This window comes from Tardiphaga sp. 813_E8_N1_3 (assembly GCF_051811025.1).
In the GTDB taxonomy this organism is placed as follows: Bacteria; Pseudomonadota; Alphaproteobacteria; order Rhizobiales; family Xanthobacteraceae; genus Tardiphaga.
In genome coordinates this window covers 5,539,728-5,565,081 of sequence record NZ_JBPWQE010000001.1, presented here as the reverse complement: position 1 = coordinate 5,565,081, position 25,354 = coordinate 5,539,728, and the positions used below count along the sequence as shown (strand labels likewise).

Here is a 25,354-nt window from a genome sequence, read left to right as displayed (position 1 = left end):
AGCACAAGGTGCCAGCATTGCAATCATTCTACCGGATCGACAGCAGCAGCCCAAGGAATGACAGCGCGATCACCCAGACGCCAACCGTGCGCCAGCGGAGCTGCTTGGCTCGCGCCCGCGCGATGGCGGCGATGGTCGCATCGTCGAGCCTGACGCCATCCCGGGTCATGGCCTCGAGCTGTTCGAGCACCGTCAGCGCCCGTGTTGCCAGAGCCGGCAGGCTGCCTGCGACCTTGCCGAGTTCGCCAGCCCCGGACAGTGCGCCCTGGATTTTGCCGAGTGGCCCGAGGTTGCGCTCGATCCATTCGCGCACAACGGGATCGGCGACTTTCCAGATGTCGAGCTTGGGATCGAAGCTTCGCGCGACGCCTTCGACCACGACCATGGTCTTCTGCAGCAGGATCAATTCCGGTCGCGTGCGCATGTCGAACAGACCGGTGACCTCGAGCAGCAGCGTCAGCAGCTTGGCCATCGAGATTTCTTCGGCCGTGCGATTGTGGATCGGCTCGCCGATCGCGCGGATCGCCTGCGCGAAATTCTCTACTGAATGGTGGCCTGGCACATAGCCGGCCTCGAAGTGAACTTCGGCGACGCGGCGATAGTTGCGCGTGATGAAGCCCAGCAGAATCTCCGCGAGGAAGCGGCGTTCCTTCAGACCGAGCCGGCCCATGATGCCGAAGTCGACGGCGACGAGGCGGCCGTCTGGATCGAGGAACAGATTGCCGGGATGCATGTCGGCATGGAAGAAGCCGTCACGCAGCGCGTGGCGCAGGAAGCTCTGGATCACCTTGCGGCCGAGGTCCGGCAGATCGACGTTGGATGCTTCCAGCTGCTTGTGATCGTTCAGCGCGATGCCGTCGATCCACTCCATCGTCAGCACGTTGTGCGATGTGCGATCCCAGTCCACTTCCGGCACGCGGAAGTCCGGATCGTTGCGGGTGTTCTCCGCCATCTCGGAGAGTGCTGCGGCTTCGAGCCGAAGATCCATCTCCATCGCCACCGAGCGCGACATAGTGGTAATGATCTCGATCAGGCGAAGACGCCGCGCTTCGGAAAAATGTTCTTCAGCCTTGTGGGCGACGTAAGCGAAATCGCCGAGGTCGCGGCGGAATTGCGCGGCGACATTAGGGCGCAGCACTTTCACGGCGTATGTCTTGCGGACACCGTCCTTGTCGATCTCGGCGCGATGCACTTGCGCGATCGAGGCCGCGGCGACCGGCGGGCTGAAGCTCGCATAGAGCTGCGCCACAGGGCGTTCCAGCGAAGCAGCGACAACGCCTTCGGCTTCGGTCAGGGAGAATGGCGGCAGCCTGTCCTGCAGGCTTTCGAGATCGCGCGCCATGGTGACGCCGACCACGTCGGGCCGCGTCGCCAGAAACTGTCCGAGCTTGAGATAGGCAGGTCCCAGCCGCGTCAGCGCGCGTGAGAGCCGCGCGCCGGATTTCGCGCCGGGCCGTTCGATCAGCCGCGCCATGCGCAGCGCGAGCTGTCCCGGCGGCGGCACCAGCGAGGGATCGACGACGCCGAACACGCCTTCGCGCGCAAACACGAAACCGGCGCGGGCAAGCCGCGCCATATGAGAGAGAGCAGCGATCACAAACGCCAGCCCGAATGCAGCGCGACGATGCCGCCCGAGAGGAGTTCATATTTCACGCGGGAGAAACCGGCCTCGCGCATCATGTCGGCGAAGATGGGCGGCTTCGGAAACTTGCGGATCGATTCCACGAGATACTGATACGACTCGGAGTCGCCGGTGACGGCCTTGCCGAGCGGCGGGATCACCTTGAATGAAAACAGGTCATAGATCTTGTCGAGACCCGGCACGTCGACGGTCGAGAATTCGAGACAGAGAAACCGGCTGCCGGGTTTCAGCACGCGGTAAGCTTCGGCAAGTGCGCGGTCGATGCGCGGCACGTTGCGGATGCCGAAGGCGATCGTATAGGCGTCATAGCTCTTGTCGGCGAATGGCAGCTCTTCGGCGTTACCCTCGATGAATGACACCTGATGTTCGAGATGCTGCTTGATGGCGCGCTCGCTGCCGACTGCCAGCATCCCCGTGTTGATGTCGCAGACCGTCGCTGCGAATCCGAGGCCGGAAGCCCTGGCGGCGCGGAACGAGATGTCGCCGGTGCCGCCGGCAACGTCCAGCAGGGCAAACGGCGCATCCGAGCGCGGCGGGTTGAGCTGGTTGATCATCACGTCCTTCCAGACGCGATGCATGCCGCCGGACATCAGATCGTTCATCAGGTCGTAGCGCTGGGCGACGCTGTGGAACACGTCGTTCACCAGCGTCTGCTTGTCGCCCACGGGGACGTCCCTGAAGCCGAAATGGGTGGTTTCGCCCGGCTGATCCATCGTTTTCATCTCAAAAGCCTCAATGCGGCGGACCATAGCGCGCCTGCCGCATAGGGGCTATCACGTCCCCATCTCAAGGTGAATGACGTGAATCATGCCTGAATTACCCGAAGTCGAGACCGTCCGCCGGGGCCTGCAGCCGGCCATGGAGGGGGCCAAGATCACCCGCCTGGAATTGCGCCGGAAGGACCTGCGGTTTCCGTTCCAGCCGGATTTCTCGGCGCGATTGCAAGGCCGGGTCATCACCAGCCTTGGCCGCCGCGCCAAATATCTGCTGGCGGATCTGGATTCCGGCGACGTGTTGCTGATGCATCTGGGCATGTCCGGCTCGTTCCGGGTGGTCTCTGATGCTGGCGCGGGTGATGAAAATAACGTGATGCCCGGCGCCTTCCATCATCCACGCAGCGACGAGCGGGCGCATGATCATGTGGTCTTTCACATGTCGTCGGGCCCGTCGGTGATCTACAACGACCCCCGCCGCTTCGGCTTCATGAAGATCTTCGCGCGCAGCGAGATTGAGAGCGAGCCGTTCCTGAAGGACATCGGGCCGGAGCCGCTGGGCAACGCCTTCGATGCGGCGATGCTGGCCAATGCTACCGCAGGCAAGAAGACCAGCCTCAAGGCCGCGCTGCTGGATCAGCGCGTCGTCGCCGGTCTCGGCAATATCTATGTCTGCGAAGCGCTGTTTCGCTCGCATTTGTCGCCGCGGCGGCTGGCCGCGACACTGGCGACCAAGAAGGGCGAACCGACCGACCGAGCCGAGCGACTTCTCCTGGCAATCCATGACGTGCTCAACCAGGCGATCAAGGCCGGTGGATCGTCGCTGCGCGATCACCGCCAGACCGATGGCGAGCTTGGCTACTTCCAGCACTCTTTCCAGGTCTATGACCGCGAAGGCGAGCCATGCCAGACCGATGGCTGCGAGGGGATCGTGAAGCGCTTCGTGCAGAACGGACGGTCGACCTTCTGGTGCCCGAAGTGTCAGAGGTGACACCGCGTCGGGCGGCCTTGCCGGCACGTCGTTGTTGAGTATCGATCCTCACATGTCTTTCAATGCGGTGGCTGCGGCCTCTGCAACTCCCTTACGCGATGTCATCAATGGTTGAATGCGCTGGCCGAAGTCTTCAACGCCTTGGACGAAGTCGTCGAAGGTGAGCAACACGCCCTCGGTGCCCGCCACGGTGGCGACGTCGTCGAGCATGCGGGCGACGTTGGCGAAAGAGCCGACGAAGGTCCCCATGTTGATATTGACCGCTGATGTCGGGTCCGCCATCTGGCGGATGTTGGTGTCTTTTCCGGACTTGGTATCGGCGGCACCCTGTACGCCCAGCCAGGCGACCGCTTCGTGATCGACGCCGGCTTTGTAGTGCTCCCATTTTGCAAACGCGGCTTCGTCGGTTTCCGCCGCGATCACCATGAACAGGACATAGGTCGTCACGTGCCGGCCGGTGTCATGGGTGGCTTCGATCAGGCGTTCGGCGGCAGGTGCGAAATCCGTCGGGGTGTTGATGCCCTTGCCGAAGCAGAAATTGTAGTCGGCGTATTTTGCGGAGAAGGCCATTCCGGCGCCGCTCTGGCCGGCGCAGATGATCTTCATGTCGGCCTGCGGCCGCGGGCTGACGCGGCAGTCCTCCATCTGGAAGAACTCGCCCTTGCGATCCGAGGCGCCGGTCTGCCAGAGCTCGCGCAGGATCTCGACATATTCCGAAAGATATTCGTAGCGGCGCGCGAAGTATTCGTCGCCCGGCCAAAGCCCCATCTGCGAATATTCGGGACGTTGCCACCCGGTGATGAGATTGAGGCCGAAGCGGCCGTGTGAAATCGAATCGATGGTCACAGCCATGCGCGCGGCAATCGCGGGAGGCATCACGAGCGTCGCTGCCGTCGCGAACAGTTTTATTCGCTTGGTCACCGCGGCCAAGCCGGCCATCAGGGTGAAGGATTCCAGATTGTGGTCCCAGAATTCGGTTTTCCCGCCGAAGCCACGCAATTTGATCATCGAGAGCACAAAATCGAGTCCGTAATGTTCGGCCTTTAGCGTCACCTCCTTGTTGAGGTCGAAAGTCGGCATGTATTGCGGGGCATTTTCAGAGAGCAACCAGCCATTGTTCCCGATTGGAATGAATACGCCGACCTTCATCTCGCTCTCCTTCGCAATCGCGTGACGCCCCCCGGGGCATCGCGAACCATTCTGCTTGCGTTGAACAAAGCAACAACCGTGCCGATACGCGCTCTTGCGTCGACCACACGATCTCACCATGAAGGGCAGAGGTTGCAGGCGATGCATTTCCGGCCATGATCTGCCGCCAACACCCTATTGAGGACGCCCATGACCGACGCATCGTCTCCCTCCATCCGCTTCAATGACGGCGCGTCCTATGAGCGGATGATGGGCGTCTGGAGCCGCAGCGCCGGCGAGGTCTTTCTGGATTGGGTGGCACCAAAGCCGGGTCTTGCTTGGGTCGATGTCGGCTGTGGCAACGGCGCCTTCACGCAGCTGATCGCCGAGCGCCATGCGCCGTCGGTGATCGACGGCATCGATCCCTCGGAGCCGCAGCTTGCTTATGCGCGGACGCGGCCGGGCGCGGCACTGGCCGCGTTTCATCAGGGCGACGCGATGGCGCTGCCGTTTTCCGACAAATCCTTCGATGTCGCCGTGATGGCGCTGGTGATCTTCTTCGTGCCGGAACCGGCTAGGGGCGTGGCGGAAATGGTCCGTGTCGTATCGCCCGGCGGCACGGTCGCCGCCTATGCCTGGGATATGGATGGCGGCGGCTTTCCGCTGCAGCCGATCCTCGGTGAATTGCTGAAGATGGGCCAGGTGCCGTCGCTGCCGCCGAGCGTGGACGCGTCACGCCTCGACGTGATGCAGTCGCTGTGGACCTCCGCCGGCCTGGTGGACGTCGAAACGCGTGTGATCGACGTGACCCGGGCGTTCACCGATTTCGAGGACTTCTGGGCGGCCTCGTCCGCGGGCCCGTCGGTGAAGGCGGCTTTGACGGTGATGACGCCGGAGGAGATCGTTCAGCTCAAATCGCGCGTCCGGACGGAACTTTCGGAGGATGCAACCGGCCGTATCACCTGCAGCGCCCGCGCCAATGCCATCAAGGGGCGGGTGCCCGGCTGAGGCAGAGCATCCTCCGGCCTCCGTGGCGCCAATCGTCGGGATTTTGGCGGTAATATTTCCTCAACTTGAAAGGGTATATAAGTAACGCAATAACCAAGGCGGGCGCAAATGCTGGCGTGGTTGGGTTTTCTATGGTGGTGGAAATGTACCGTAGAGGATGAACCTGTGTCCGTCGAAAAATTCCTCAAGCAGCGCGCCGTCAACGTCGTTGTCAGCGGGCAATATACGCTGTCGAACTGGCTGGATTCCGAAGGGAATCCGCGCAGCTTTGCCTGCCGGACCAGCCGCGTCTCGCCGTTTCGGATGATTGTCGATGTGCCGGTGGTGGGTCGTATCGGCGATCGCATCACGCCCTATTTTGGCGACTTCGGTCAGCTCGAAGGCCGTATCAGCGACACCATCTCCGGCAGTTTCCTGCTCGAACTGAACATGACGCCGCCGATGCGTCAGAAGCTCTCGGACAAGCTGACCTGGCTGGAGAAATTCCAGAAAGACCCCACGGTGCGGGAAGAGCGCAAGCAGGCGCGCCTCATTCCCGCGAGCCCGCATTCCATGCTGACCTTCGCTGACGGCAGCATGAAAAGCTGCTTCGTCATCGACATGTCGGTGTCCGGCGCCGCAGTCTCTGCCGATGTGCAGCCGGAGGTCGGAACGCCGCTCGCTGTCGGCGCCTGCGTCGGCCGCGTGGTGCGCCATCTCCAGGGCGGCTTCGCAGTGAAATTCGTCGAGCAGCAGAACCGCGAACAACTCGAACGCCGGATCATCCGCGCTCCCGCAGCGCCGCCGCCGCGGGCGACGCCGTTCGCTGCGCAGATGGATTCGATGTATGAGGAAGTGGACTAGGGACGCGTTGGTGCGCCTCGAATCCTGAGAGCTATTTCCGCACGCAGATCACGCGCACCATTGCTGCCTTCGCATCAGCCGAGGTGCCATTCGCGCTCGCGTCATTTGCTTTCACAAAATTGCGCACGTGATCCGCAGGCACCAGCGCGGCCTGCGGTGCCGCATTCGGCGGACCGGCCACGAGCAGCGGCTTCAATTGCGCGAGGCCGGCGAATTTGCCGTCACTGTCGATAGCGGCTGCGCCGGAGAAGCCGATGCCGGGTGCAGGCGACAGCGCCAGTTCGCTTCCGGCGCCGACCGGTGTGGTGGACGCCTTCACGCTGGTGATGGCTGCGCCGCCGCCCTGGTTTTGCGGATCGGCAATCCCCACGAGATCGAGATTGGGTTTCGCTGCGCCTGCGCCGAGCGACAGCGGCTTCAGCTCGCGCGCGCCATAGATGCGCAGCAATGCGAGATCGCGCATTTTATCTTCGGCGACTTTGTCGGCATTGCCGTAACCAGCGACAACGATCGACATGCAGCCATCGACCGCCTGACGGTCGGTGACGATGGCGCCGTCGTCGCTCACCACGATGCCGCTGGCATATTCGACCTTCTTGCGCGGCGGCGGGCCCATCGCCTGCGCCCCTGCGGGGAATGCGTTGAAGGCAGACGACATCGCGATTACCACGGGCTCCATCGTGCCTTCGGTGGCCTGATCGTAGAAGATCGAGAGAATGCGGACTTCAGAGTCCTTGAACTGGCCGCGGATGTAGAATTTCTTCTGGTTCTGCAGGCCGGACAGTACGAAGAAATCCGGCTTGACGACCTGATAGTCGATCTTGCGGCCTGGCTCCTTGCGTTCGGCCTCGGCGAGCTTTGCGGTGGACGGTGCGTCTTCCTTGCGGCGCGCCAGCGTGATCTGGATCGTGCCGGTGGAGGACGACCACTTGCTCCCGTTCGCATCAGAGGCCTGCTGCGGCACCAGCTTGCCGGGAATGCCGAGCCGTGCGCCGGTCACCATGTCGGTGACCATTTTCCAGCCGACATTGTCCTGAAGTTTCTTCGCTGCCGCGCGCAGCACGTCGCGCTCCTGCGGGTTCAGCACGCCGGTTTGCTTGGCGCCATTGTCCTTCTGGAACGTCTTGATCGCATTGACCATGCGATCCGAGACTTCGCCTGTGATGGCGCCGTTATATTGCCCCGTCCATGCCAGATCCGACTGGATTCCGAGCCGCTCGGCCTGCGCCATGGCATTGGCGGTGTCGGCAGGGGTCTGCAGTGCCGGACGGATCGGCGTGGTGGTGACGGGCTTGGGTTTGACGCCCTGCACCGCGGGAGGCGTTGCCTGCACCTGTGCGTGGGCTGCTGAGGCCGTCACGATCATCAATGTTGCTGAAAGCATCGATCTCATGACATGTCCAAACCCTGGGCCTTGAAGCTGGCGATTGATTTCAGTGGAATTAAGCACATCTGCTGGGTCGGTGACAGCGCGGGATGGGTTCACGATGATGCAGAACGGGGACGTAACGACACGATGTTGAATGCCGACGAGCTTGAGCGTTATGCGCGTCACATTGTGCTGCGCGAGGTCGGTGGTCCCGGCCAGACCGCGCTGCAGGGCGCGAAAGTGCTGGTGATCGGAGCCGGTGGGCTTGGCGCCCCAGCGCTGATGTATCTGGCGGCCGCGGGCATCGGCACGCTCGGTGTGGTCGATGACGACACGGTGTCGCTGTCGAATTTGCAGCGACAGGTTATTCACGCAACGCCGGATATCGGCGCGCTGAAGACCGATAGCGCCGCTGCAAGGATCCACGCGCTCAATCCGCATGTCAGATTTATCGGCCATGCCGTCAGGCTCAATGCAGCGAATGCGATGGCGCTGTTGTCGGGCTACGACATTGTGCTCGACGGCTCCGACAATTTCACCACGCGCTATCTGCTGTCGGATGCGTGCTATCTCGCAAAGAAGCCGTTGATCTCCGCGGCGCTCGGCACTTTCGATGCCTCGCTGACCACGATCCGTGCCCATGAGGCCAACGCATCGGGCGCATTGAACCCGACCTATCGCTGCTTGTTTCCCGAAGCGCCGCCGCCGGGCACGGTGCCGAGCTGCCAGGAAGCCGGCGTCATGGGCGCGCTGGCCGGTATGGTTGGCTCGATGATGGCGCTGGAAGCAATCCGCGAGATCGTCGGCTTTGGCGAGGGGTTGGTCGGGCGGCTGCTGATGATCGACGCCCGCAACATGCGCTTCGAGACGCTGCGTTACGGGCGCGATCCAGCGAATCCGCTGAATGGGGATGCGCCGAGCATCAGGGATTTGAGCGCGTATTTGTGAGGCGCTTCTTGTCCCTCCCCACTGCGCAGCTTTGCTGCTTTGGGGGAGGGAGGCTACTAGCGTCTTTGCGTATCACGCCCGCTTCTTCTCGCTGTCCATATGCGCCAGATGCTCGTCCGGATAACGGCCACCAGCTGCGGCGTCGGCCGGGATCGCCTCCGTCAGCGCCCTGAGATGCGCGGGCGTGAGTTTCACATCCAGCGATCCCAGCGCTTCAGTGAGCCGATCCCGTCGGCGGGCACCGACTACGGGCAGGATGTCCTGGCCCTGTGCGGCGACCCAGGCGATCGCGACCTGCGCGACCGAGGCGCCGATCTCGCTGGCGATGGTGCGGATTTTTTCAACCAGAGCCAAGTTCTGATCGATATTCGCAGCGCTGAAGCGCGGGCTGTGGCTGCGATAGTCCTTCGCGTTGAGGTCGGTCTTGGAGAAGTGGCCGCCAATGAGGCCGCGCGACAGCACGCCGTAAGCCGTAATGCCGATGCCGAGTTCCCGGCAAGTCGGCAAGATGTCGTTCTCAATGCCGCGCGAGATCAGCGAATATTCGATCTGCAGATCGGTGATCGGATGTACCTTGTGGGCGCGGCGGATGGTCTTGGAGCCGACTTCGGACAGGCCGATATGTCTGACGTAACCGGCCTTGATCAGGTCGGCGATGGCGCCGACGGTGTCCTCGATGGGCACATTGGGGTCGAGCCGGGCCGGGCGATAGATGTCGATGACTTCGACGCCGAGGCGCACCAGCGAATAGGCCACGAAATTCTTCACGGCCATCGGGCGATTGTCGAAGCCGATGAACGCACCGGCGGGATCGCGCATACCGCCGAATTTGACCGAAAGCTGCAGGTTGTCGCGGTTGCGGCCGCGCAAGGCTTCGGCGATCAGGAGTTCGTTGTGGCCCATGGCGTAGAAGTCACCGGTGTCGATCAGGGTGACGCCGGCCTCCAGCGCGGCGTGGATGGTGGAAATGCTCTCGCCGCGGTCAGCCGGGCCATAGACATCCGACATGCCCATGCAGCCGAGGCCGAGGGCGCCCACGCTGGGGCTGGTCTTTCCGAGTTGAAGGTGTTTCACTGTGGCTCTCCCAGAAGGCGGCCGGACCGATCCATACCGATCCTTTACCGCTGCCGTCCCGATATGAGCCCGATGCATTGAGCCGATAAGCTGGACAATCTCGAAAGGCTTGTTCACTCTGTCGAACAATGAGCGATCTCGATCTGCGCGATCTGGCGGCCTTTCTGGCAGTTGCACGGACCCGGAATTTCCGGCGGGCTGCGGTAGAGACCCATGTCTCGGTGTCCAGCCTGAGCCAGCGGCTGCGCGACATGGAAGAGCGCCTCGGTGTTCGTTTGCTGCATCGCACAACGCGCAGTGTTGCGCTGACCGAGGCAGGAGAATTGCTGCAGCGCAAAATCGCTCCGGCTATGGATGATGTTCATGCTGCGTTGCAACAAGTTCGCGATTTCGGCGATGTACCGTCCGGCCGACTTAGGATCAACGGTCCGGCCCCAGCCATCGATATCGTCGTGGCGCCGATGGTTACGCCATTTTTGCAGCAATATCCGCAGGTTGAGCTTGAGATCGTTGCCGAAACGTCATTGATTGACATTGTCGCCAAGGGTTTCGACGCCGGCATTCGCTATGGCGAAGATCTGGCGCAGGACATGATCGCGGTTTCGCTGGGGCCGCCGCAGCGCTTCGTGATGGTGGCTTCCTCGCAATATATTGCGCAGCATGGGCGCCCTATTGCACCGCAGCAATTACTGCAGCATTGCTGCATCAGAACCCGTTTCGACAACGGTTCGATTCCGGAATGGGAGTTCGAAAAGGACGGCCAGGTGGTCCGCATACCGCCGCGGGGGCCGCTGCTGGCGAGCTATTCCCGGCTCGGATTGGAAGCGGCCCGGGACGGACTTGGCTTTTACGCGGTGTTTGAGGGCTATGTGCGGGACGATCTCGCGACCGGGAGGCTGGTCAGCGTGCTGGAGGACTGGCTGCCGCCATTCCCGGGCCCGTTCCTGTATTATCCGAGCCGCCGGCAGCCGCCACCGGCCTTGGCGGCGTTCGTGAGTTTTGTCGCGGAGTGGCGCAAACGGGAGCGCCGGGCAGCGGCCCCGGAGAACCCCAGCGGATCAGAGCGGCAAGGGGATCGCTGAGGCGGTCTCGCGGGTCTGCCAGAAGGTCAGCACGCGCTGTGCCGTGGCGGGCACCAGGCGCTCAAAATTCTGCCGGGCTTCCTCGACATCGGCGGCGGCGGGCGAGCGGCCGGGGCCGAGACGCAGCGTCATCAGGGCGCGGACAGTGGCCCAGGAAATGCCGATCGATTTGCCAAGGATCAGCATCGGATCGTCGCGGTCGCCTTTGAGAAGCTGGTCGATGGTGCCGATCCGCACGCCCGACAGAGCGGCGAGGGCGGCGGCGGTTTCCTCATATTGATGGGCGCGGGCAAAGCGCAGCAACGCGCCTTCGTCCAGTTCGTCGGCCTGATGGAGCTTGCGAATGGCACGCTGTGCGGTGGCGAAGTCGCGTGTGGCGGCGAGATGCGTCGGCGTGCCGGTGATGTCCTGCATCGCACGGTTGATCGCATTGCGCAGTTCGGGCGCGGCGGCGTCGAACAGCCGGCGGCGAACCACCTCGACCGACTGCGCCAACAGGTGTTTGAGCTGTTCCGGCGCGAGATCGTCGCGCTGCCCGACTGTAACGGCGAGCGCGCCATCATCGCTAGCGCGGCGAATGAGGCCGGTATAGCCGAGCTGCGAGAAAGCGGCACCGGCATTGCCAGCCACGCGGCGGATCACGTCGCGGTCGCCGCGGCGGACGATCACGTCGGTAATGCGCGGGGTCAGTGTCGAGCGATCGGAGATCGCCAGCAGATGCGACTGGCCCTGCGCCTTGGCGATATCGACCAGTGTTGGTTCGTCGATCAGCGGCGAGCGGCGCAGCAGCGGCCCGGCGATCAGGATTTCGTCATCGCGGACGAGCAAGGCCACCAGTTGCGGCGGTGCGTTGACGAGATCGGACAGCCGTTCCGCCAGCGCGCTGCGCGCTTCGACCTCGGTTTGTGGAACCAGACTCGTCAGAACGCCGTCGAATAGATCGACATGGGCCGGCTGAAAACGGGATGCGCCCCGCAGGAAAAGCTCTGAAATCTTACGCACCGCCTCGCCGCGGCGCTTGGGATCGCCATCTCTGACGATGTTCTCCAGCCCCGGAATGAGCGATTTCGCCTCAGCCATCAAAAAATACTCAACACCACCATACGGAAAGGCTGGGGCACCGTAGATGGGGTTGATGAAGGAACGGTTAGTCTGCAGGATTGGGCTACCGCGGGTTGCAGAAATATTGCGGGGCAGCCATTGCGGCCTTGCCGGGGCGCCGGAAAAGGGCTATATCCCCCACAACTTATTAGGTTCTCATACGATCGCGTTTGAGAGTGGGCCCCTCGGGACCCGCTCTTTTTTATTACCTGAACGGACCTTGGCCGATAATCCGGCGGAGCTCGTCCGGGTCCAAAAGGGCCGAAAGCCCGACGCGATACACTTCTGCAGGCTGCACGCGCATTCAGACATCCTCCAACCGGAATACTTCGATCCTGGACATGACCGACCAAAACCCAGAAACCGTTGATACCGAGCTGCTTTCCGAGCCGCGCCTGGTGATCGAGCCGGGTGCTGCGGCGCGGGTATCGGCAGTCGCCACGCCCGTGCTTGAAAACCTCGGTTACCGGCTGGTGCGGATTAAAATTTCCGGCGAGCTCGGCTGCACCGTGCAGATCATGGCGGAACGTCCGGACGGCACCATGCTGGTCGAGGATTGCGAGGCGATCTCGAATGCGTTGTCGCCGGTGATGGATGTCGCCGATCCGATCCAGCGCGCCTACCGCCTCGAAATTTCGTCGCCCGGCATTGATCGTCCGCTGGTCCGACGCTCCGATTTCGAGCGCTATAACGGCTATCTGGTTAAGGTCGAGATGGCTGTCGCCGTCGGCGGCCGCAAACGCTTCCGTGGTCTGCTCGGCGCCATCGAAGGCGACGTCGTACTGATTGACCGCGAAGGCGCCCGCGACGGCGAGGACCCCATCACGCGGTTGCCGCTGGAAGACATCTCCAATGCCAGCCTGGTGCTGACCGACGAGCTGATCGCCGAGTCCATGCGCCGCGGCAAGCACGCCGAACTTGATCTCAAGCGGGAGCTCGGTCTCGCGCCGCCGCCGGCACCGCATGCCAAGCGCAGCGATCCGAAAAAGAGCTTTGCGCCGAAGCCGAAACTCAAGGTCGCGAAAGCTACCAAGAAGCCTTTGCCGAAGAATACCAAAGAACATCGTCTGGCCGCCGACCGTGCGCGCCGAGGCGAAATCGATCCCATCGAAGGAGAATGAGCTATGGCCGCTGTCAGCGCCAATAAACTCGAACTGCTGCAGATCGCCGACGCCGTCGCGCGCGAAAAATCGATCGACCGCAACATCGTTATCCAGGCGATGGAAGAGGCGATCGCGAAAGCGGCCCGTGCCCGTTACGGTTCCGAGACTGACGTGCATGCCGAGATTCATCCGAAGACCGGCCAGCTCTCTCTGACCCGCCACATGCTGGTGGTCGAGGACGTCGAGAATTCGTCTTTCCAGACCTCGCTGTTTGACGCGCAGCGCGCCAATCCAGGTGCGCAGATCGGCGATACCATCGCCGACACGCTGCCGCCGCTGGAATACGGCCGTATCGCCGCGCAGTCCGCCAAGCAGGTCATCGTGCAGAAGGTGCGCGAAGCCGAGCGTGACCGGCAGTACCAGGAATTCAAGGATCGCATCGGCGAGATCGTCAACGGCATCGTCAAGCGCGTCGAATACGGTTCGGTGATCGTCGATCTTGGCCGCAGCGAAGCCATCGTGCGTCGCGACGAGATGCTGCCGCGCGAAGTGTTCCGCAACGGCGACCGCGTTCGCGCCTATGTGTTCGACGTGCGCCGCGAGACCCGCGGTCCGCAGATCTTCCTGTCGCGCACCCATCCGCAATTCATGGCCAAGTTGTTCGCGCAGGAAGTGCCTGAAATCTATGACGGTATCGTCGAGATCAAGGCCGTGGCCCGCGATCCCGGTTCGCGTGCCAAGATCGGCGTGATCTCGCGCGACTCGTCGGTGGATCCGGTCGGCGCCTGCGTCGGTATGCGTGGTTCCCGCGTGCAGGCCGTGGTCAACGAGCTGCAGGGCGAAAAGATCGACATCATTCCGTGGTCGCCGGATATCGCCACTTTCGTGGTGAACGCGCTGGCGCCGGCAGAAGTCTCGAAAGTCGTGATCGATGAAGATCGTGAGCGCATCGAGGTTGTCGTTCCCGACACGAATAACCAGCTATCCCTTGCGATCGGTCGTCGCGGCCAGAATGTGCGCCTGGCTTCGCAGCTGACCGGCTGGGATATCGACATCCTGACCGAGCAGGAAGAATCCGAACGTCGCCAGGCCGATTTCGAAAATTCCACGCGCGTCTTCATGGAAGCGCTGAACGTCGACGAAGTCGTCGGTCAGCTGCTGGCATCGGAAGGTTTCACCTCGGTGGAAGAACTTTCGATGGTCGATGCCAAGGAACTGTCCGGCATCGAAGGCTTCGATGACGAAACCGCGGCCGAATTGCAGAGCCGCGCACGTGAATATCTCGAGCAGCTCGAAGCTGAACTCGAAGGCAAACGTAAGGAACTGGGTGTGGAAGACGCTTTGAAGGACGTTCCGGGCGTGACCCTCAAGATGATGGTCAAGTTCGGCGAAAACGACATCAAGACTGTCGAGGATCTCGCCGGCTGCGCCACTGACGATCTGGTGGGCTGGACCGAGCGCAAGGAAGGCTCCGAGCCGACCAAGCACCCGGGCATTCTCGATGCCAGCGAAATTTCGCGCGAAGACGCCGAGCATCTGATCATGCAAGCCCGCGTCGTGGCCGGCTGGATCACCCAGGCCGATCTAGACAAGGGTGCGCCGCTCGACGCCACCGAAGAAGCGTAAGGACAATGCCACGCGTATGCTCGCCATTGCTGACCAAGCAGATCTGGACAACGGCCCCCGGAGCACCAAGCCCGGGACGATGCGGATGTGTGTGGTCACGCGGAGCGTGCGCCCGATCGATGATCTGATCCGGTTCGTTGTCGCGCCCACGGGCGAGGCGATTCCGGACCTGAAGCGCAAGCTTCCAGGCCGCGGCCTCTGGGTCACGGCCTCCCGCAAGGCGGTGGCCGAGGCGGCCAAGCGCAATCTTTTTGCCAAGGGCTTCAAGAAAGCGGTCAAGGCGTCGCCGACCCTGGCCGACGACACCGACAAGCTCATGGTGCGCGGCGTCATCGAGGCGCTGGCCATGACCGCCAAGGCCGGTCAGGTGGTTTCCGGCTTTACCAAGGTTGAGGACGCCCTGCGCCGCGGAACGGTCGGTGTTCTTCTCCACGCTTCCAACGGCGCACCCGATGGAATCCGCAAACTGGACGGCATCGCCCGGCAACGCGTGGAATTTGACGCGGAATCCGGCGACGACGCGCCGAAATTGCCGATCATTACGGTTTTAAGCTCCGATGAATTGGATTTGGCATTGGGGCGGTCAAATGTGATACATGCTGCCGTGCTTACGGGCCCGGCGGGCAAAACGTTCCTGTCGCGCAGCCAGACTCTGGTCCAATACCGGCTGGCTGACGACGACATCAACGCAAGCGCCAAAGCTTCGCTGACAACTGCTGCGCCGGAGACGGAGCCGCTGACGCCAACGATCTCGCTGATCGAAACTTCGACGACTGTGCGACCGCGCACAACGCAACAAGATTAGGACTGCTGAATGGTTGATACGAAAACGCCTGGTGACAAGACTCTGAGCGTTCCCAGCAAGACCTTGACGCTCAAGCCGCGCGTCGAGCAGGGCACTGTGCGCCAGAGCTTCAGCCATGGCCGCACCAAGCAGGTGGTGGTCGAGAAGCGCGGCAAGCGCCGCATGCCCGGCGATGCGCCCGCGGCTGCGCCCGCCGCGGCGCCAGCAGCTGCTGCTCCCGCACCTGTCGAGACTGCTGCACCAGCTCCCGTTGCTGCTGCGCCGGCTGCTCCCGCTGCAACTGCTGCGCCCGCGGCGCCGGTTGCGCGCGCTGCTGCGCCTGCGCCGGCCGCACCGGCTTCCCGCACTGCTGCACCTTCTCCCGCAGGCCGCAGCTCCGCTCCGCCTCCCGCAGCGCCGCCGTCGCGCGCGCCGCAGCGCCCGCAGCCTCCGGCCCGTTCGGGTTCGGGCGTCGTGCTGCGCACCCTGACCGAGGAAGAGCGCAATGCCCGCGCCAGCGCGCTGGCCGATGCCCGCGTGCGCGAGCAGGAAGAGCGCCGCCTCGCCGAGATCGAGGCAGCCCGCCGCAACACCAAGGAATTCAAGGAACAGGAAGAGCGTGAAGCTGCCGAAGCCCGTCGCAAGGCCGAGGAAGAGCGTCACCGCCAGGAAGAAGAAACCAAGCGCCGCGCTGAAGTCGAGGCCAAGCGCCGTCAGGCTGAAGCCGATGCGAAAGCTGCCAAGCCGACCACGACGACGGCCCGTCCCGGCGCCACCTCAACTACGCCTGCGCGTGCGCCCGGCGTCGCTGCCGACGGCACCGACGAAGATGAAGGTCCACGCGTCATTCGCCGTGGTCCCGGCGGCGCCGCGCGCCCCGTGATCGCGCCGAAGCCCACTGCCAAGCCCGGTCCGCAGAAGGAGCGCGGCCGTCTCACCGTCGTCACCGCGCTGTCGGCCGGCGACGTGCGCGAGCGTTCGATCGCCTCGTTCCGTCGCCGCACCCAGCGTCTGAAGGGGCATCAGTCGAACGAGCCGAAGGAAAAGCTGGTTCGTGAAGTCACGATCCCGGAAGCGATCACGATTCAGGAACTCGCCAACCGTATGGCCGAGCGCGCCGTGGACGTTATCCGCCTGCTGATGAAGCAGGGCGCGATCCACAAGATCAACGACGTCATCGACGCCGACACCGCGCAGCTGGTGGCCGAAGAAATGGGCCACACCGTCAAGCGCGTTGCCGAGTCGGACGTTGAAGAAGGTCTGTTCGACGTCGTCGACAATTCCACCGATACCGAACCGCGTTCGCCGGTTGTGACCGTCATGGGCCACGTCGACCACGGCAAGACCTCGCTGCTCGACGCGCTGCGCCATGCCAATGTGGTGTCCGGCGAAGCTGGCGGCATTACCCAGCATATCGGCGCTTATCAGGTCACGTCGCCCGAGAGCGGAAAGAAGATCACCTTCATCGATACGCCAGGCCACGCTGCGTTCACCGCGATGCGCGCCCGCGGCGCCAAGGTCACGGATATCGTCATCCTTGTGGTGGCGGCCGATGACGGCGTCATGCCGCAAACCATCGAAGCCATCAACCACGCCAAGGCAGCCGGCGTGCCGATGATCGTGGCGATCAACAAGATCGACAAGCCCGACGCCAAGGCGGAGCGCGTGCGCACCGAACTGCTGCAGCATGACGTGCAGGTCGAATCCTTCGGCGGCGACGTGGTCGACGTCGAAGTGTCGGCGAAGAACAAGACCAACCTCGACAAGCTCTTGGAAATGATCGCGCTGCAGGCCGATATTCTCGACCTGAAGACCAATTCGGAGCGTCCGGCGGAAGGTACCGTGATCGAAGCCAAGCTCGATCGTGGTCGTGGTCCGGTGGCGACCGTGCTGGTTCAGCGCGGCACCCTGAAGGTTGGCGATATCATCGTGGCCGGTGCAGAAATGGGCCGTGTCCGCGCGCTGATCTCCGATCAGGGCGAGACGCTGACCGCGGCAGGTCCGTCGGTGCCGGTCGAAGTGCTCGGTTTCAACGGCCCGCCGGAAGCCGGCGATCGTATGGCCGTGGTCGAGAACGAAGCCCGCGCCCGTGAAATCACCGGCTACCGTGCGCATCAGAAGCGCGAGAAGTCCGCAGCCTCTACCAACGGCATGCGCGGCTCGCTCGAGCAGATGATGAGCCAGCTGAAGACCTCGGGTCGCAAGGACTTCCCGCTGATCATCAAGGCCGACGTGCAGGGTTCGCTCGAAGCCATTCTCGGCTCGCTCGAGAAGCTCGGCACCGACGAAGTCGCTGCACGCATCCTGCATGCGGGCGTCGGCGGCATCTCGGAATCGGACGTCACGCTGGCGGAAGGCTTCAACGCCGCCATCATCGGCTTCTCGGTTCGAGCCAACAAGGAAGCCGCCGCTGCTGCCAAGCGCAACGGCATCGAAATCCGCTACTACAACATCATCTACGACCTCGTGGATGACGTGAAGAAAGCCATGTCCGGTCTGCTCGCGCCCACGCTGCGCGAAACCATGCTGGGCAATGCGCAGATCCTCGAAGTGTTCAACATCTCGAAGGTCGGCAAGGTTGCGGGTTGCCGCGTCACCGACGGAACCGTGGAACGCGGCGCGAATGTGCGCCTGATCCGCGACAACGTCGTGGTGCACGAAGGCAAGCTGTCGACACTGAAGCGCTTCAAGGACGAAGTGAAGGAAGTGGCGTCAGGCCAGGAATGCGGCATGGCGTTCGAGAACTACGGCGATATGCGCGCCGGCGACGTGATCGAGTGTTACCGCGTAGAGACCATCCAGCGCTCCCTGTAAGTCCAAATCTTACAGAGAGACCGGATTTAACGAGATGTCATGCCCGGCGTATTGCCGGGCATCCACGTCTTTGAATTTCAGTCGTTGAAAACGTGAATGGCCGGAACAATTCCGGCCATGACGTATGTTGTTTTCGTAGGGAAACCGATGCCCAAGCATCACCAGAAGTCCGCGGCGCCGGGCGGCTCGCAGCGTCAATTGCGCGTTGGCGAGCTGATGCGCCACGCGATTGCCGATATCCTGTCCCAAGGTGGGGTCCACGATCCCGTTCTGCAGACCACCATCATCACCGTGCCCGAGGTGAAGATGTCGCCCGATCTCAAGCTCGCCACTGTCTATGTGATGCCGCTCGGCGGCCAGAACACCGAACCGGTGCTGAAGGCGCTCGCGGCGAACAAGAGCTTCCTGCGAACCGAGGTCGCGTATCGCGTGAACCTCAAATACGCCCCCGATCTTCGCTTCCGCATAGATGAGCGCTTCGACGAAGCCGAGCGCATCGACAAACTTTTGCGCACGCCTGCCGTTGCGCGCGACCTCAAACCAGACTCGGACGAAAACGAATGACTGTGACGACCCCAGCCGCCGCCCTCGATTCACGCCTCGATGAAACGGGCAATGGCGAGTCCACCCTGTCTCCGGCTGTGCAGCACGGCGACCACGGTCAGCAAGGTGACCGCGGCGGCAATGACCAGCGTCAGCATCAGGGCCATCGCGGCAATAACGATCCCCGCCATCAGGGCGGCAAGCAGCGTCAGCAGGGCCAGGTCCGGCGCGACAAGCGCGACGTTCATGGCTGGGTGATCCTCGACAAGCCGATCGGCATGACCTCGACACAGGCGGTCGCGATCGCCAAGCGCTTGTTCCAGGCCAAGCGCGCCGGCCATGCCGGTACCCTCGATCCGCTGGCGTCCGGCGGTCTGCCGATCGCGCTCGGCGAAGCCACCAAGACTGTTCCGTTCGTGATGGACGGCCGCAAGCGCTATCGCTTCACGGTCGCCTGGGGCGAGGAACGCGATACCGACGACACCGAGGGCCGCGCGACCTTCACCAGCCCGAATAGGCCAACGGCCGACCAGATCCGGGCGCTGCTGCCGCAATTTACCGGCAATATCGAACAGACCCCGCCGCAATACTCGGCGATCAAGATTCAGGGCGAGCGCGCCTATGACCTCGCCCGCGACGGCGAGGTGGTGCCGTTGGTTCCCCGACCGGTCGTGATTCACGAATTAGTTCTGACAGAACAGCCAGATAGTGACCATGCCGTGTTCGAGGCCGAGTGCGGCAAGGGCACTTATGTGCGCGCGCTGGCCCGCGATATCGGCCGTTTACTCGGCTGCTACGGCCATATCAGTGCGCTCCGGCGTACCCTGGTCGGACCTTTCGCCGAAGCCGACATGATTCCGCTGGAACAGTTGGAGGCTTTGTGCGATAGAGCCGCGTCTGGCGAGGGTAGCCTCGCCGACGCGCTACTGCCCGTTGAGACCGCGCTGGACGACATCCCGGCACTGGCCGTCACACGGGCGGATGCGGCAAGGCTCCATCGGGGCCAGGCCGTTTTGTTGCGCGGACGGGATGCGCCCGATTGTAGCGGCACAGTTTATGTCACGGTGGCAGGGCGATTATTGGCCCTCGCTGAAGTTGGCAATGGCGAACTCATCCCCAAGCGCGTGTTTAACCTGACCGGACTGACCGCCAGTTCGGCCCGCAAAGAAAGTAACTGACGATGTCGATTACCGCAGAACGCAAAGCGGAAGTCATCAAGACCAATGCTAACAAGACCGGCGACACTGGTTCGCCGGAAGTCCAGGTTGCGATCCTCTCCGAGCGCATTGCCAACCTGACCGGACACTTCAAGACCCACACCAAGGACAACCATTCCCGTCGTGGTCTCCTGAAGCTCGTGTCCACGCGTCGTTCGCTGCTTGACTACATCAAGCGCAAGGACGAGGCGCGCTACAAGGCGCTGCTTGAGAAGCACAACATTCGCCGCTAAGCGAAATCACGCGCGCAAGCCTCTTGCGCGCGTTTTTTGTAGCGGAAGCCATGTGCGGCTTCCGCGATAACGTTCAGAAGCAATCCGGCAACTGGACGATGACGGGCAAGGTGCCCGTCGCGCGGCGCGATCCTCCAAAGATCCCCGCGACCATCGGAAGGATGGACGCCATTCAGAATACCAGAGCCATGGCAGGATCGCCGGACGCTGATTTCGCTGTAACGCGGTCAGCCTCTTGCCGTCTTGCGCATGGCTTTTGTGTTTTGGACTTCAGTGTTTTTGGCCGTCACGTCCTCCGTGAACCCATGAAAGAAAACCACGATGTTTAATGTTCACTCCGTCGAGATCGATTGGGGCGGTCGTCCGCTCAAGCTGGAAACCGGCAAGGTTGCCCGTCAGGCTGACGGCGCCGTCATCGCCACCTATGGCGAGACCGTCGTTATCGCCACCGTCGTCGCTGCGAAGACTGCCAAGGATGGCATCGACTTCCTGCCGTTGACCGTCGATTACATCGAGAAGACCTACGCAGCCGGCCGCATTCCCGGCGGCTACTTCAAGCGCGAAGGTCGTCCGACCGAGAAGGAGACGCTGGTCTCCCGCCTGATCGATCGTCCGATCCGCCCGCTGTTCGTCGATGGCTGGCGTAACGAAACCCAGATCGTCGTTACTGTGCTGTCGCACGACATGGAAAACGATCCGGACATTCTCGCGCTGGTCGCCACCTCGGCTGCCCTGACGATTTCCGGCGCCCCGTTCCAGGGCCCAATCGGTGCGGCCCGCGTCGGCTTCATCAACGATGAATACGTCCTCAACCCGACCCTCGACGAGATGGCCGACACCAATCTCGACCTCGTCGTCGCCGGCACTGGCGATGCCGTGCTGATGGTGGAATCGGAAGCCAAGGAGCTCAACGAAGACGTGATGCTCGGCGCCGTGATGTTCGGTCACCGCCACTTCCAGCCGGTCATCAAGGCGATCATCGAGCTCGCCGAGAAGGCCGCGAAGGAGCCGCGCGAGGTCAAGACCATCGATGACAGCGAAATCGAGAAGGAAATGCTCGGTCTCGTCGAAACCGAGCTGCGCGCTGCTTACGCGATCCCCGTGAAGCAGGACCGCTACGCCGCCGTCGGTGCCGTCAAGGCGAAGGCGATGGCACACTACTTCCCGGAAGGTCAGGAGCCGAAATACGACAAGCTCCGCATCGCCGGCGTGTTCAAGGAACTGGAATCGAAGATCGTTCGCTGGAACATCCTCGACACCAAGAAGCGCATCGACGGCCGCGACCTGACCACCGTTCGTCCGATCGTCGCTGAAGTTGGCGTGCTGCCGCGTGCCCACGGCTCGGCGCTGTTCACCCGCGGTGAAACCCAGGCGCTGGTCGTGACCACGCTCGGCACCGGTGAAGACGAGCAGTACATCGACTCGCTGTCGGGAACGTATAAAGAGACGTTCCTGCTGCACTACAACTTCCCTCCCTACTCGGTTGGCGAGACCGGTCGTATGGGCGGCACCAAGCGTCGCGAAATCGGCCACGGCAAGCTCGCCTGGCGCGCGATCCATCCGGTTCTGCCGGGTCACCACGAATTCCCGTACACCGTGCGTGTGGTGTCGGAAATCACCGAGTCCAACGGTTCGTCGTCGATGGCGTCGGTCTGCGGTGCTTCGCTGGCGCTGATGGATGCGGGCGTTCCGATGAAGCGTCCGACGGCGGGTATCGCCATGGGCCTCATCCTCGAAGGCTCACGCTACGCAGTTCTGTCGGACATCCTGGGTGATGAAGATCACCTCGGCGACATGGACTTCAAGGTGGCTGGTACCGATACCGGCATCACCTCGCTGCAGATGGACATCAAGATCGCCGGTATCACCGAAGAGATCATGAAGGTCGCTCTGGGCCAGGCCAAGGAAGGCCGCATTCACATTCTCGGTGAGATGTCGAAGGCGCTCAACAACGCCCGCGCCGAGCTCGGCGAATACGCGCCGCGCATCGAGACCTTCAAGATCGCCACCGACAAGATCCGTGAAGTGATCGGCACCGGCGGCAAGGTGATCCGCGAAATCGTCGAAAAGACCGGCGCCAAGGTCAACATCGAAGACGACGGCACCGTGAAGGTGGCCTCATCCGATGGTGAGTCGATCAAGGCTGCGATCAAGTGGATTAAGTCGATCGCTTCGGATCCGGAGCTCAACGCGATCTACGAAGGCACCGTGGTCAAGGTCATGGAGTTCGGTGCGTTCGTGAACTTCTTCGGCGCCAAGGATGGTCTGGTTCATATCAGCCAGCTCGCTGGCGGCCGCGTGCAGAAGACCTCCGACGTCGTCAAGGAAGGCGACAAGGTCAAGGTCAAGCTGCTCGGCTTCGACGATCGCGGCAAGACGCGTTTGTCGATGAAGGCAGTCGATCAGGAGACCGGCGAAGACCTCGAAGCCAAGCAGAAGGCCGAAGCTGCTCCGGCAGCCGAGTAATCTTCGCTCACGCGAGATGAGTTGCAAAAGGGCGGCCGAAAGGTCGCCCTTTTTGTTTGTGGCGATGTTCTCCGAGACGCCGAAATATCCTCCCCGCTGCGCGTGGCTTTGTTACGCTTGGGGGAGGGAAAAGAGGAACACGTCTCTCCGACACGTGATGTGCTATGTCCCGCTGCGTCACAATGCCCGCATATGAAACTGGCAGTGATGCGTTGCGTATCTGTCCGACGAACCCGCAAATTCCTCAGGGAGAAGCCCCATGACGACCTCCGCATCGATGTCCCGACGCCATCTCATGCTCGCTGCGACCGGCATCGCTGCCGCGGCCGTCGCGCCCCGTCTTGCTTTTGCCCAGGCTGCCGCACCCGCGACGCCCGCCGCTGGTAACGCGCCGTTCATTCTGCCGCCGCTGACCTATCCGGTCACGGCGTTTGAACCGCATATCGATGCCAAGACGATGGAGATCCATCACGATAAGCATCACGCCGCCTATGTTGCCAACATGAACAATTTTGCCAAGGACACCCCGGTGATCGGCGAGAAGCCGTTGGTCGAGGTGCTCGGCAATCTCAACAGCGTGCCTGACGCGATCCGCACCGGCGTGCGCAACAATCTCGGCGGCCATGCCAACCACACCATGTTCTGGCAGATCATGGGCCCGAACGGCGGCAAGCCGGAAGGCGATGTGCTCGCGGCGATCGATCGCGACCTCGGCGGCCTCGAGAAATTCCAGACCGATTTCAATGCGGCCGGCGGCCGTCAGTTCGGCTCTGGCTGGGTGTTCGTGATCGTCGACAAGGACGGCAAGCTGTCGATCGAGACGCGTCCGAATCAGGACAACCCGATCATGGACGGCAAGCGCGCGCTGATGGGCAACGACGTCTGGGAGCACGCTTATTATCTGACCTACCAGAACCGTCGCGCTGATTATCTCAAGGCGTGGTGGAATACGGTCAACTGGACCAAGGTCGGCGAGCGCTATGCGGCGGCAAAGGCCGGCACGCTGGCGGTTTGATTGAGCTGTCCCATGATCGTCATTCCGGGTTCGCTCGCGCAAGATGCGCGATCGCTTCGGAATGACAGCTCAAGTTACTTCCTCACATCGCCTTCATCAGCGGCGCTCTCCGCGAGCGTAGCCGGCTCGATGCTGTAGCGCTTGATCAGCGGCATTTGCGCTACCGCGAAGGCCATGGTCAGCGGGATGACACCGAACGCCTTGAAGGCCACCCAGAAATCGGTGCTCTGGGTGCGCCAGATCGCTTCGTTCAGAAGCGCCATGGCGAAGAAGAACAGCGCCCAACGCTTCGTCAGCGCGCGCCAGCCTTCATGCGTGAGATTGAACATCTGGTCGAACATAATGGCGATGAAGGAGCGGCCGAACAACAGGCCGCCGCCGAGGATCGCTGCGAACAGGCCATAGATGATAGTCGGCTTGACCTTGATGAAGGTCTCGTCATGCAGCACCAGCGTCAGCGTGCCGAACACCAGCACGATGACGGCGGTGACAAGCGCCATGATCGGCACGTGCCTGACCACGACATAGGACGTGATCATCGCCGCGACGATGGCCACCATGAAGGCGCCGGTGGCAACGAACAGGTTGAACTTGGCATTGGCGACGAAGAACACGATCAGCGGGCCGAGCTCGGTGGCGAGCTTGAGCAACGGATGCGGTTGCTTCTTGTCGATCACGTCGGTCATGTCAGCTTTCAATTCCTGCAATCGCCTGCGCGAAATCCTTGGCGGTGAAGGGCGCGAGATCGTCGATGCCTTCACCGACGCCGATGAAATGCACCGGCAATTTGTATTTCTCGGACAGGGCCACGAGGATGCCGCCGCGCGCCGTGCCGTCGAGCTTAGTCATCACAAGGCCAGTGACACCAGCCGTACGATGAAATGCGTCGACTTGCGACAGCGCGTTTTGTCCCACTGTGGCATCAAGCACCAGCAGCACCGCATGGGGCGCCGAGGCATCGACCTTCTTGATCACGCGCACGACCTTCTCAAGCTCGACCATCAGCTCGGTCTTATTTTGCAGCCGGCCGGCAGTGTCGATCAGCAGGACGTCGCGATTGTCGTCGCGGGCTGCCGTGACGGCGGTGAAAGCGAGGCTCGCGGAATCCGAACCCTGCGCGCCGGCGATGACGGGCACCTTGTTGCGTTCGCCCCAGACTTTCAGCTGCTCGATGGCCGCCGCGCGAAACGTGTCGCCGGCGGCGAGCATCACCTTGCGGCCTTCGGCAGAGAAGGTGGACGCCAGCTTGCCGATGGTGGTGGTCTTGCCGGAACCGTTGACGCCGACCACGAGGATGACGAACGGCTTGTGGCTGGTATCGATCACCAGCGGCTTGGCCACGGCTGAGAGCACCTTCTCGACTTCGGTGGCCACGACAGTTTTGACCTCGTCCGCTGAGATCGCCTTGTCATAGCGGCCATGGCCGACCGCAGCGGAAATCCGCGCCGCCACTTCGGTACCCAGATCGGCCCGCAGCAGCACGTCCTCGATGTCCTCGAGCATGGCGCGGTCGAGCTTGCGCTTGGTCACGAGGTCTGCGACCGCGGTGCCAAGGGCGCTCGAGGTGCGCTTCAGCCCGCCGGAGAGCCGTCGCCACCAGCTCAGTTTTGGCGTTTCGGGAGTGTCGCTCATGTCGGGGGTGTGTTAGCCGTTT

At 62.6% G+C, this 25,354-nt stretch carries 22 protein-coding genes; 14 read left to right on the top strand and 8 right to left on the bottom strand.

What is annotated here, in order from left to right:
* Window positions 1–28: 28 nt before the first annotated feature.
* Entirely contained in the window at window positions 29–1,597 is a 1,569-nt protein-coding gene (gene ubiB, locus AB8A33_RS26300; RefSeq protein WP_439095475.1) for a 2-polyprenylphenol 6-hydroxylase, read from the bottom strand.
* A complete protein-coding gene (gene ubiE / locus AB8A33_RS26295) occupies window positions 1,594–2,355 on the bottom strand; it encodes a bifunctional demethylmenaquinone methyltransferase/2-methoxy-6-polyprenyl-1,4-benzoquinol methylase UbiE (protein WP_439096068.1) in 762 nt (253 codons plus the stop codon). The genes ubiB and ubiE overlap by 4 nt, the downstream gene beginning before the upstream one ends.
* Window positions 2,356–2,449: 94 nt before the next feature.
* Between ubiE and mutM the strand changes: the two genes are divergently transcribed.
* Window positions 2,450–3,346, top strand: a complete 897-nt coding sequence (gene mutM, locus AB8A33_RS26290) for a bifunctional DNA-formamidopyrimidine glycosylase/DNA-(apurinic or apyrimidinic site) lyase (protein WP_439095474.1) — start codon at window positions 2,450–2,452, stop codon at window positions 3,344–3,346.
* Window positions 3,347–3,394: 48 nt separating this feature from the next.
* Here mutM and rutA read toward each other — a convergent pair whose 3' ends face one another.
* Window positions 3,395–4,495 (bottom strand): pyrimidine utilization protein A, encoded by a 1,101-nt coding sequence (gene rutA / locus AB8A33_RS26285; RefSeq protein ID WP_439095473.1) that lies wholly within the window; start codon window positions 4,493–4,495, stop codon window positions 3,395–3,397.
* 189 nt (window positions 4,496–4,684) lie between these two features.
* On the opposite strand from rutA, the gene AB8A33_RS26280 reads away from it, so the two are divergent.
* A complete protein-coding gene (locus tag AB8A33_RS26280; RefSeq protein WP_439095472.1) occupies window positions 4,685–5,482 on the top strand; it encodes a class I SAM-dependent methyltransferase in 798 nt (265 codons plus the stop codon).
* 165 nt (window positions 5,483–5,647) lie between these two features.
* Entirely contained in the window at window positions 5,648–6,325 is a 678-nt protein-coding gene (locus tag AB8A33_RS26275; protein WP_439095471.1) for a PilZ domain-containing protein, read from the top strand.
* A gap of 31 nt (window positions 6,326–6,356) precedes the next feature.
* On the opposite strand, the gene AB8A33_RS26270 is transcribed toward AB8A33_RS26275, so the two are convergent.
* The gene (locus AB8A33_RS26270; RefSeq protein ID WP_439095470.1) at window positions 6,357–7,718 is read right to left on the bottom strand and encodes a peptidoglycan-binding protein; all 1,362 of its coding nucleotides are present in this window, start codon (window positions 7,716–7,718) and stop codon (window positions 6,357–6,359) included.
* Between the two features lie 123 nt (window positions 7,719–7,841).
* Between AB8A33_RS26270 and AB8A33_RS26265 the strand changes: the two genes are divergently transcribed.
* A complete protein-coding gene (locus tag AB8A33_RS26265) occupies window positions 7,842–8,642 on the top strand; it encodes a HesA/MoeB/ThiF family protein (RefSeq protein ID WP_439096067.1) in 801 nt (266 codons plus the stop codon).
* A gap of 72 nt (window positions 8,643–8,714) precedes the next feature.
* On the opposite strand, the gene AB8A33_RS26260 is transcribed toward AB8A33_RS26265, so the two are convergent.
* On the bottom strand, window positions 8,715–9,716 hold the full coding sequence (locus AB8A33_RS26260; protein ID WP_439095469.1) for an aldo/keto reductase: 1,002 nt from the start codon (window positions 9,714–9,716) through the stop codon (window positions 8,715–8,717).
* 128 nt (window positions 9,717–9,844) lie between these two features.
* Here AB8A33_RS26260 and AB8A33_RS26255 point away from each other — a divergent pair, with 128 nt between their 5' ends.
* Window positions 9,845–10,798: a LysR family transcriptional regulator gene (locus tag AB8A33_RS26255; protein WP_439095468.1), complete on the top strand. Its 954-nt coding sequence runs from the start codon at window positions 9,845–9,847 to the stop codon at window positions 10,796–10,798.
* On the opposite strand, the gene AB8A33_RS26250 is transcribed toward AB8A33_RS26255, so the two are convergent.
* Complete coding sequence (locus tag AB8A33_RS26250) at window positions 10,775–11,878, bottom strand: DUF2336 domain-containing protein (RefSeq protein ID WP_439095467.1); 1,104 nt, start codon at window positions 11,876–11,878, stop codon at window positions 10,775–10,777. The genes AB8A33_RS26255 and AB8A33_RS26250 overlap by 24 nt on opposite strands.
* Window positions 11,879–12,240: 362 nt before the next feature.
* Here AB8A33_RS26250 and rimP point away from each other — a divergent pair, with 362 nt between their 5' ends.
* The 9 genes from rimP (at window position 12,241) to AB8A33_RS26205 (ending at window position 23,700) form a co-directional block, all read left to right on the top strand.
* Window positions 12,241–13,020, top strand: coding sequence for a ribosome maturation factor RimP (rimP, locus tag AB8A33_RS26245; RefSeq protein WP_439095466.1), 780 nt, complete (start codon window positions 12,241–12,243; stop codon window positions 13,018–13,020).
* Window positions 13,021–13,023: 3 nt separating this feature from the next.
* Entirely contained in the window at window positions 13,024–14,628 is a 1,605-nt protein-coding gene (nusA, locus tag AB8A33_RS26240; protein ID WP_068734140.1) for a transcription termination factor NusA, read from the top strand.
* Between the two features lie 16 nt (window positions 14,629–14,644).
* Entirely contained in the window at window positions 14,645–15,433 is a 789-nt protein-coding gene (locus AB8A33_RS26235; RefSeq protein ID WP_439095465.1) for an RNA-binding protein, read from the top strand.
* A 9-nt stretch (window positions 15,434–15,442) separates the two neighbouring features.
* A complete protein-coding gene (gene infB, locus AB8A33_RS26230) occupies window positions 15,443–18,226 on the top strand; it encodes a translation initiation factor IF-2 (RefSeq protein WP_439095464.1) in 2,784 nt (927 codons plus the stop codon).
* Between the two features lie 147 nt (window positions 18,227–18,373).
* Entirely contained in the window at window positions 18,374–18,790 is a 417-nt protein-coding gene (gene rbfA, locus AB8A33_RS26225; RefSeq protein WP_068734171.1) for a 30S ribosome-binding factor RbfA, read from the top strand.
* A 77-nt stretch (window positions 18,791–18,867) separates the two neighbouring features.
* A complete protein-coding gene (gene truB / locus AB8A33_RS26220; RefSeq protein ID WP_439096066.1) occupies window positions 18,868–19,947 on the top strand; it encodes a tRNA pseudouridine(55) synthase TruB in 1,080 nt (359 codons plus the stop codon).
* 2 nt (window positions 19,948–19,949) lie between these two features.
* Window positions 19,950–20,219 (top strand): 30S ribosomal protein S15, encoded by a 270-nt coding sequence (gene rpsO, locus AB8A33_RS26215; protein WP_068734145.1) that lies wholly within the window; start codon window positions 19,950–19,952, stop codon window positions 20,217–20,219.
* A 321-nt stretch (window positions 20,220–20,540) separates the two neighbouring features.
* Window positions 20,541–22,685 (top strand): polyribonucleotide nucleotidyltransferase, encoded by a 2,145-nt coding sequence (pnp, locus tag AB8A33_RS26210; RefSeq protein ID WP_439095463.1) that lies wholly within the window; start codon window positions 20,541–20,543, stop codon window positions 22,683–22,685.
* Window positions 22,686–22,944: 259 nt separating this feature from the next.
* The gene (locus tag AB8A33_RS26205; protein WP_439095462.1) at window positions 22,945–23,700 is read left to right on the top strand and encodes a superoxide dismutase; all 756 of its coding nucleotides are present in this window, start codon (window positions 22,945–22,947) and stop codon (window positions 23,698–23,700) included.
* 74 nt (window positions 23,701–23,774) lie between these two features.
* Here the strand turns inward: AB8A33_RS26205 and AB8A33_RS26200 are convergent, their stop codons facing one another.
* Both AB8A33_RS26200 and ftsY read right to left on the bottom strand, forming a co-directional pair.
* Window positions 23,775–24,374, bottom strand: a complete 600-nt coding sequence (locus tag AB8A33_RS26200) for a septation protein A (RefSeq protein WP_439096065.1) — start codon at window positions 24,372–24,374, stop codon at window positions 23,775–23,777.
* Between the two features lie 13 nt (window positions 24,375–24,387).
* Window positions 24,388–25,332, bottom strand: a complete 945-nt coding sequence (gene ftsY / locus AB8A33_RS26195) for a signal recognition particle-docking protein FtsY (protein WP_439095461.1) — start codon at window positions 25,330–25,332, stop codon at window positions 24,388–24,390.
* Window positions 25,333–25,354 lie beyond the last annotated feature (22 nt).

What these genes read in the sequence shown, in the direction of transcription:
- ftsY (WP_439095461.1), bottom strand. Translation starts at nt 25,332, where the DNA reads ATGAGCGACACTCCCGAAACGCCAAAACTGAGCTGGTGGCGACGGCTC.
- rimP (WP_439095466.1), top strand. Translation starts at nt 12,241, where the DNA reads ATGACCGACCAAAACCCAGAAACCGTTGATACCGAGCTGCTTTCCGAG.
- rutA (WP_439095473.1), bottom strand. Translation starts at nt 4,495, where the DNA reads ATGAAGGTCGGCGTATTCATTCCAATCGGGAACAATGGCTGGTTGCTC.
- AB8A33_RS26250 (WP_439095467.1), bottom strand. Translation starts at nt 11,878, where the DNA reads ATGGCTGAGGCGAAATCGCTCATTCCGGGGCTGGAGAACATCGTCAGA.
- nusA (WP_068734140.1), top strand. Translation starts at nt 13,024, where the DNA reads ATGGCCGCTGTCAGCGCCAATAAACTCGAACTGCTGCAGATCGCCGAC.
- rbfA (WP_068734171.1), top strand. Translation starts at nt 18,374, where the DNA reads ATGCCCAAGCATCACCAGAAGTCCGCGGCGCCGGGCGGCTCGCAGCGT.
- rpsO (WP_068734145.1), top strand. Translation starts at nt 19,950, where the DNA reads ATGTCGATTACCGCAGAACGCAAAGCGGAAGTCATCAAGACCAATGCT.
- AB8A33_RS26255 (WP_439095468.1), top strand. Translation starts at nt 9,845, where the DNA reads ATGAGCGATCTCGATCTGCGCGATCTGGCGGCCTTTCTGGCAGTTGCA.
- AB8A33_RS26270 (WP_439095470.1), bottom strand. Translation starts at nt 7,718, where the DNA reads ATGAGATCGATGCTTTCAGCAACATTGATGATCGTGACGGCCTCAGCA.
- AB8A33_RS26235 (WP_439095465.1), top strand. Translation starts at nt 14,645, where the DNA reads ATGCTCGCCATTGCTGACCAAGCAGATCTGGACAACGGCCCCCGGAGC.
- ubiE (WP_439096068.1), bottom strand. Translation starts at nt 2,355, where the DNA reads ATGGATCAGCCGGGCGAAACCACCCATTTCGGCTTCAGGGACGTCCCC.
- AB8A33_RS26280 (WP_439095472.1), top strand. Translation starts at nt 4,685, where the DNA reads ATGACCGACGCATCGTCTCCCTCCATCCGCTTCAATGACGGCGCGTCC.
- AB8A33_RS26205 (WP_439095462.1), top strand. Translation starts at nt 22,945, where the DNA reads ATGACGACCTCCGCATCGATGTCCCGACGCCATCTCATGCTCGCTGCG.
- pnp (WP_439095463.1), top strand. Translation starts at nt 20,541, where the DNA reads ATGTTTAATGTTCACTCCGTCGAGATCGATTGGGGCGGTCGTCCGCTC.
- infB (WP_439095464.1), top strand. Translation starts at nt 15,443, where the DNA reads ATGGTTGATACGAAAACGCCTGGTGACAAGACTCTGAGCGTTCCCAGC.
- AB8A33_RS26265 (WP_439096067.1), top strand. Translation starts at nt 7,842, where the DNA reads ATGTTGAATGCCGACGAGCTTGAGCGTTATGCGCGTCACATTGTGCTG.
- mutM (WP_439095474.1), top strand. Translation starts at nt 2,450, where the DNA reads ATGCCTGAATTACCCGAAGTCGAGACCGTCCGCCGGGGCCTGCAGCCG.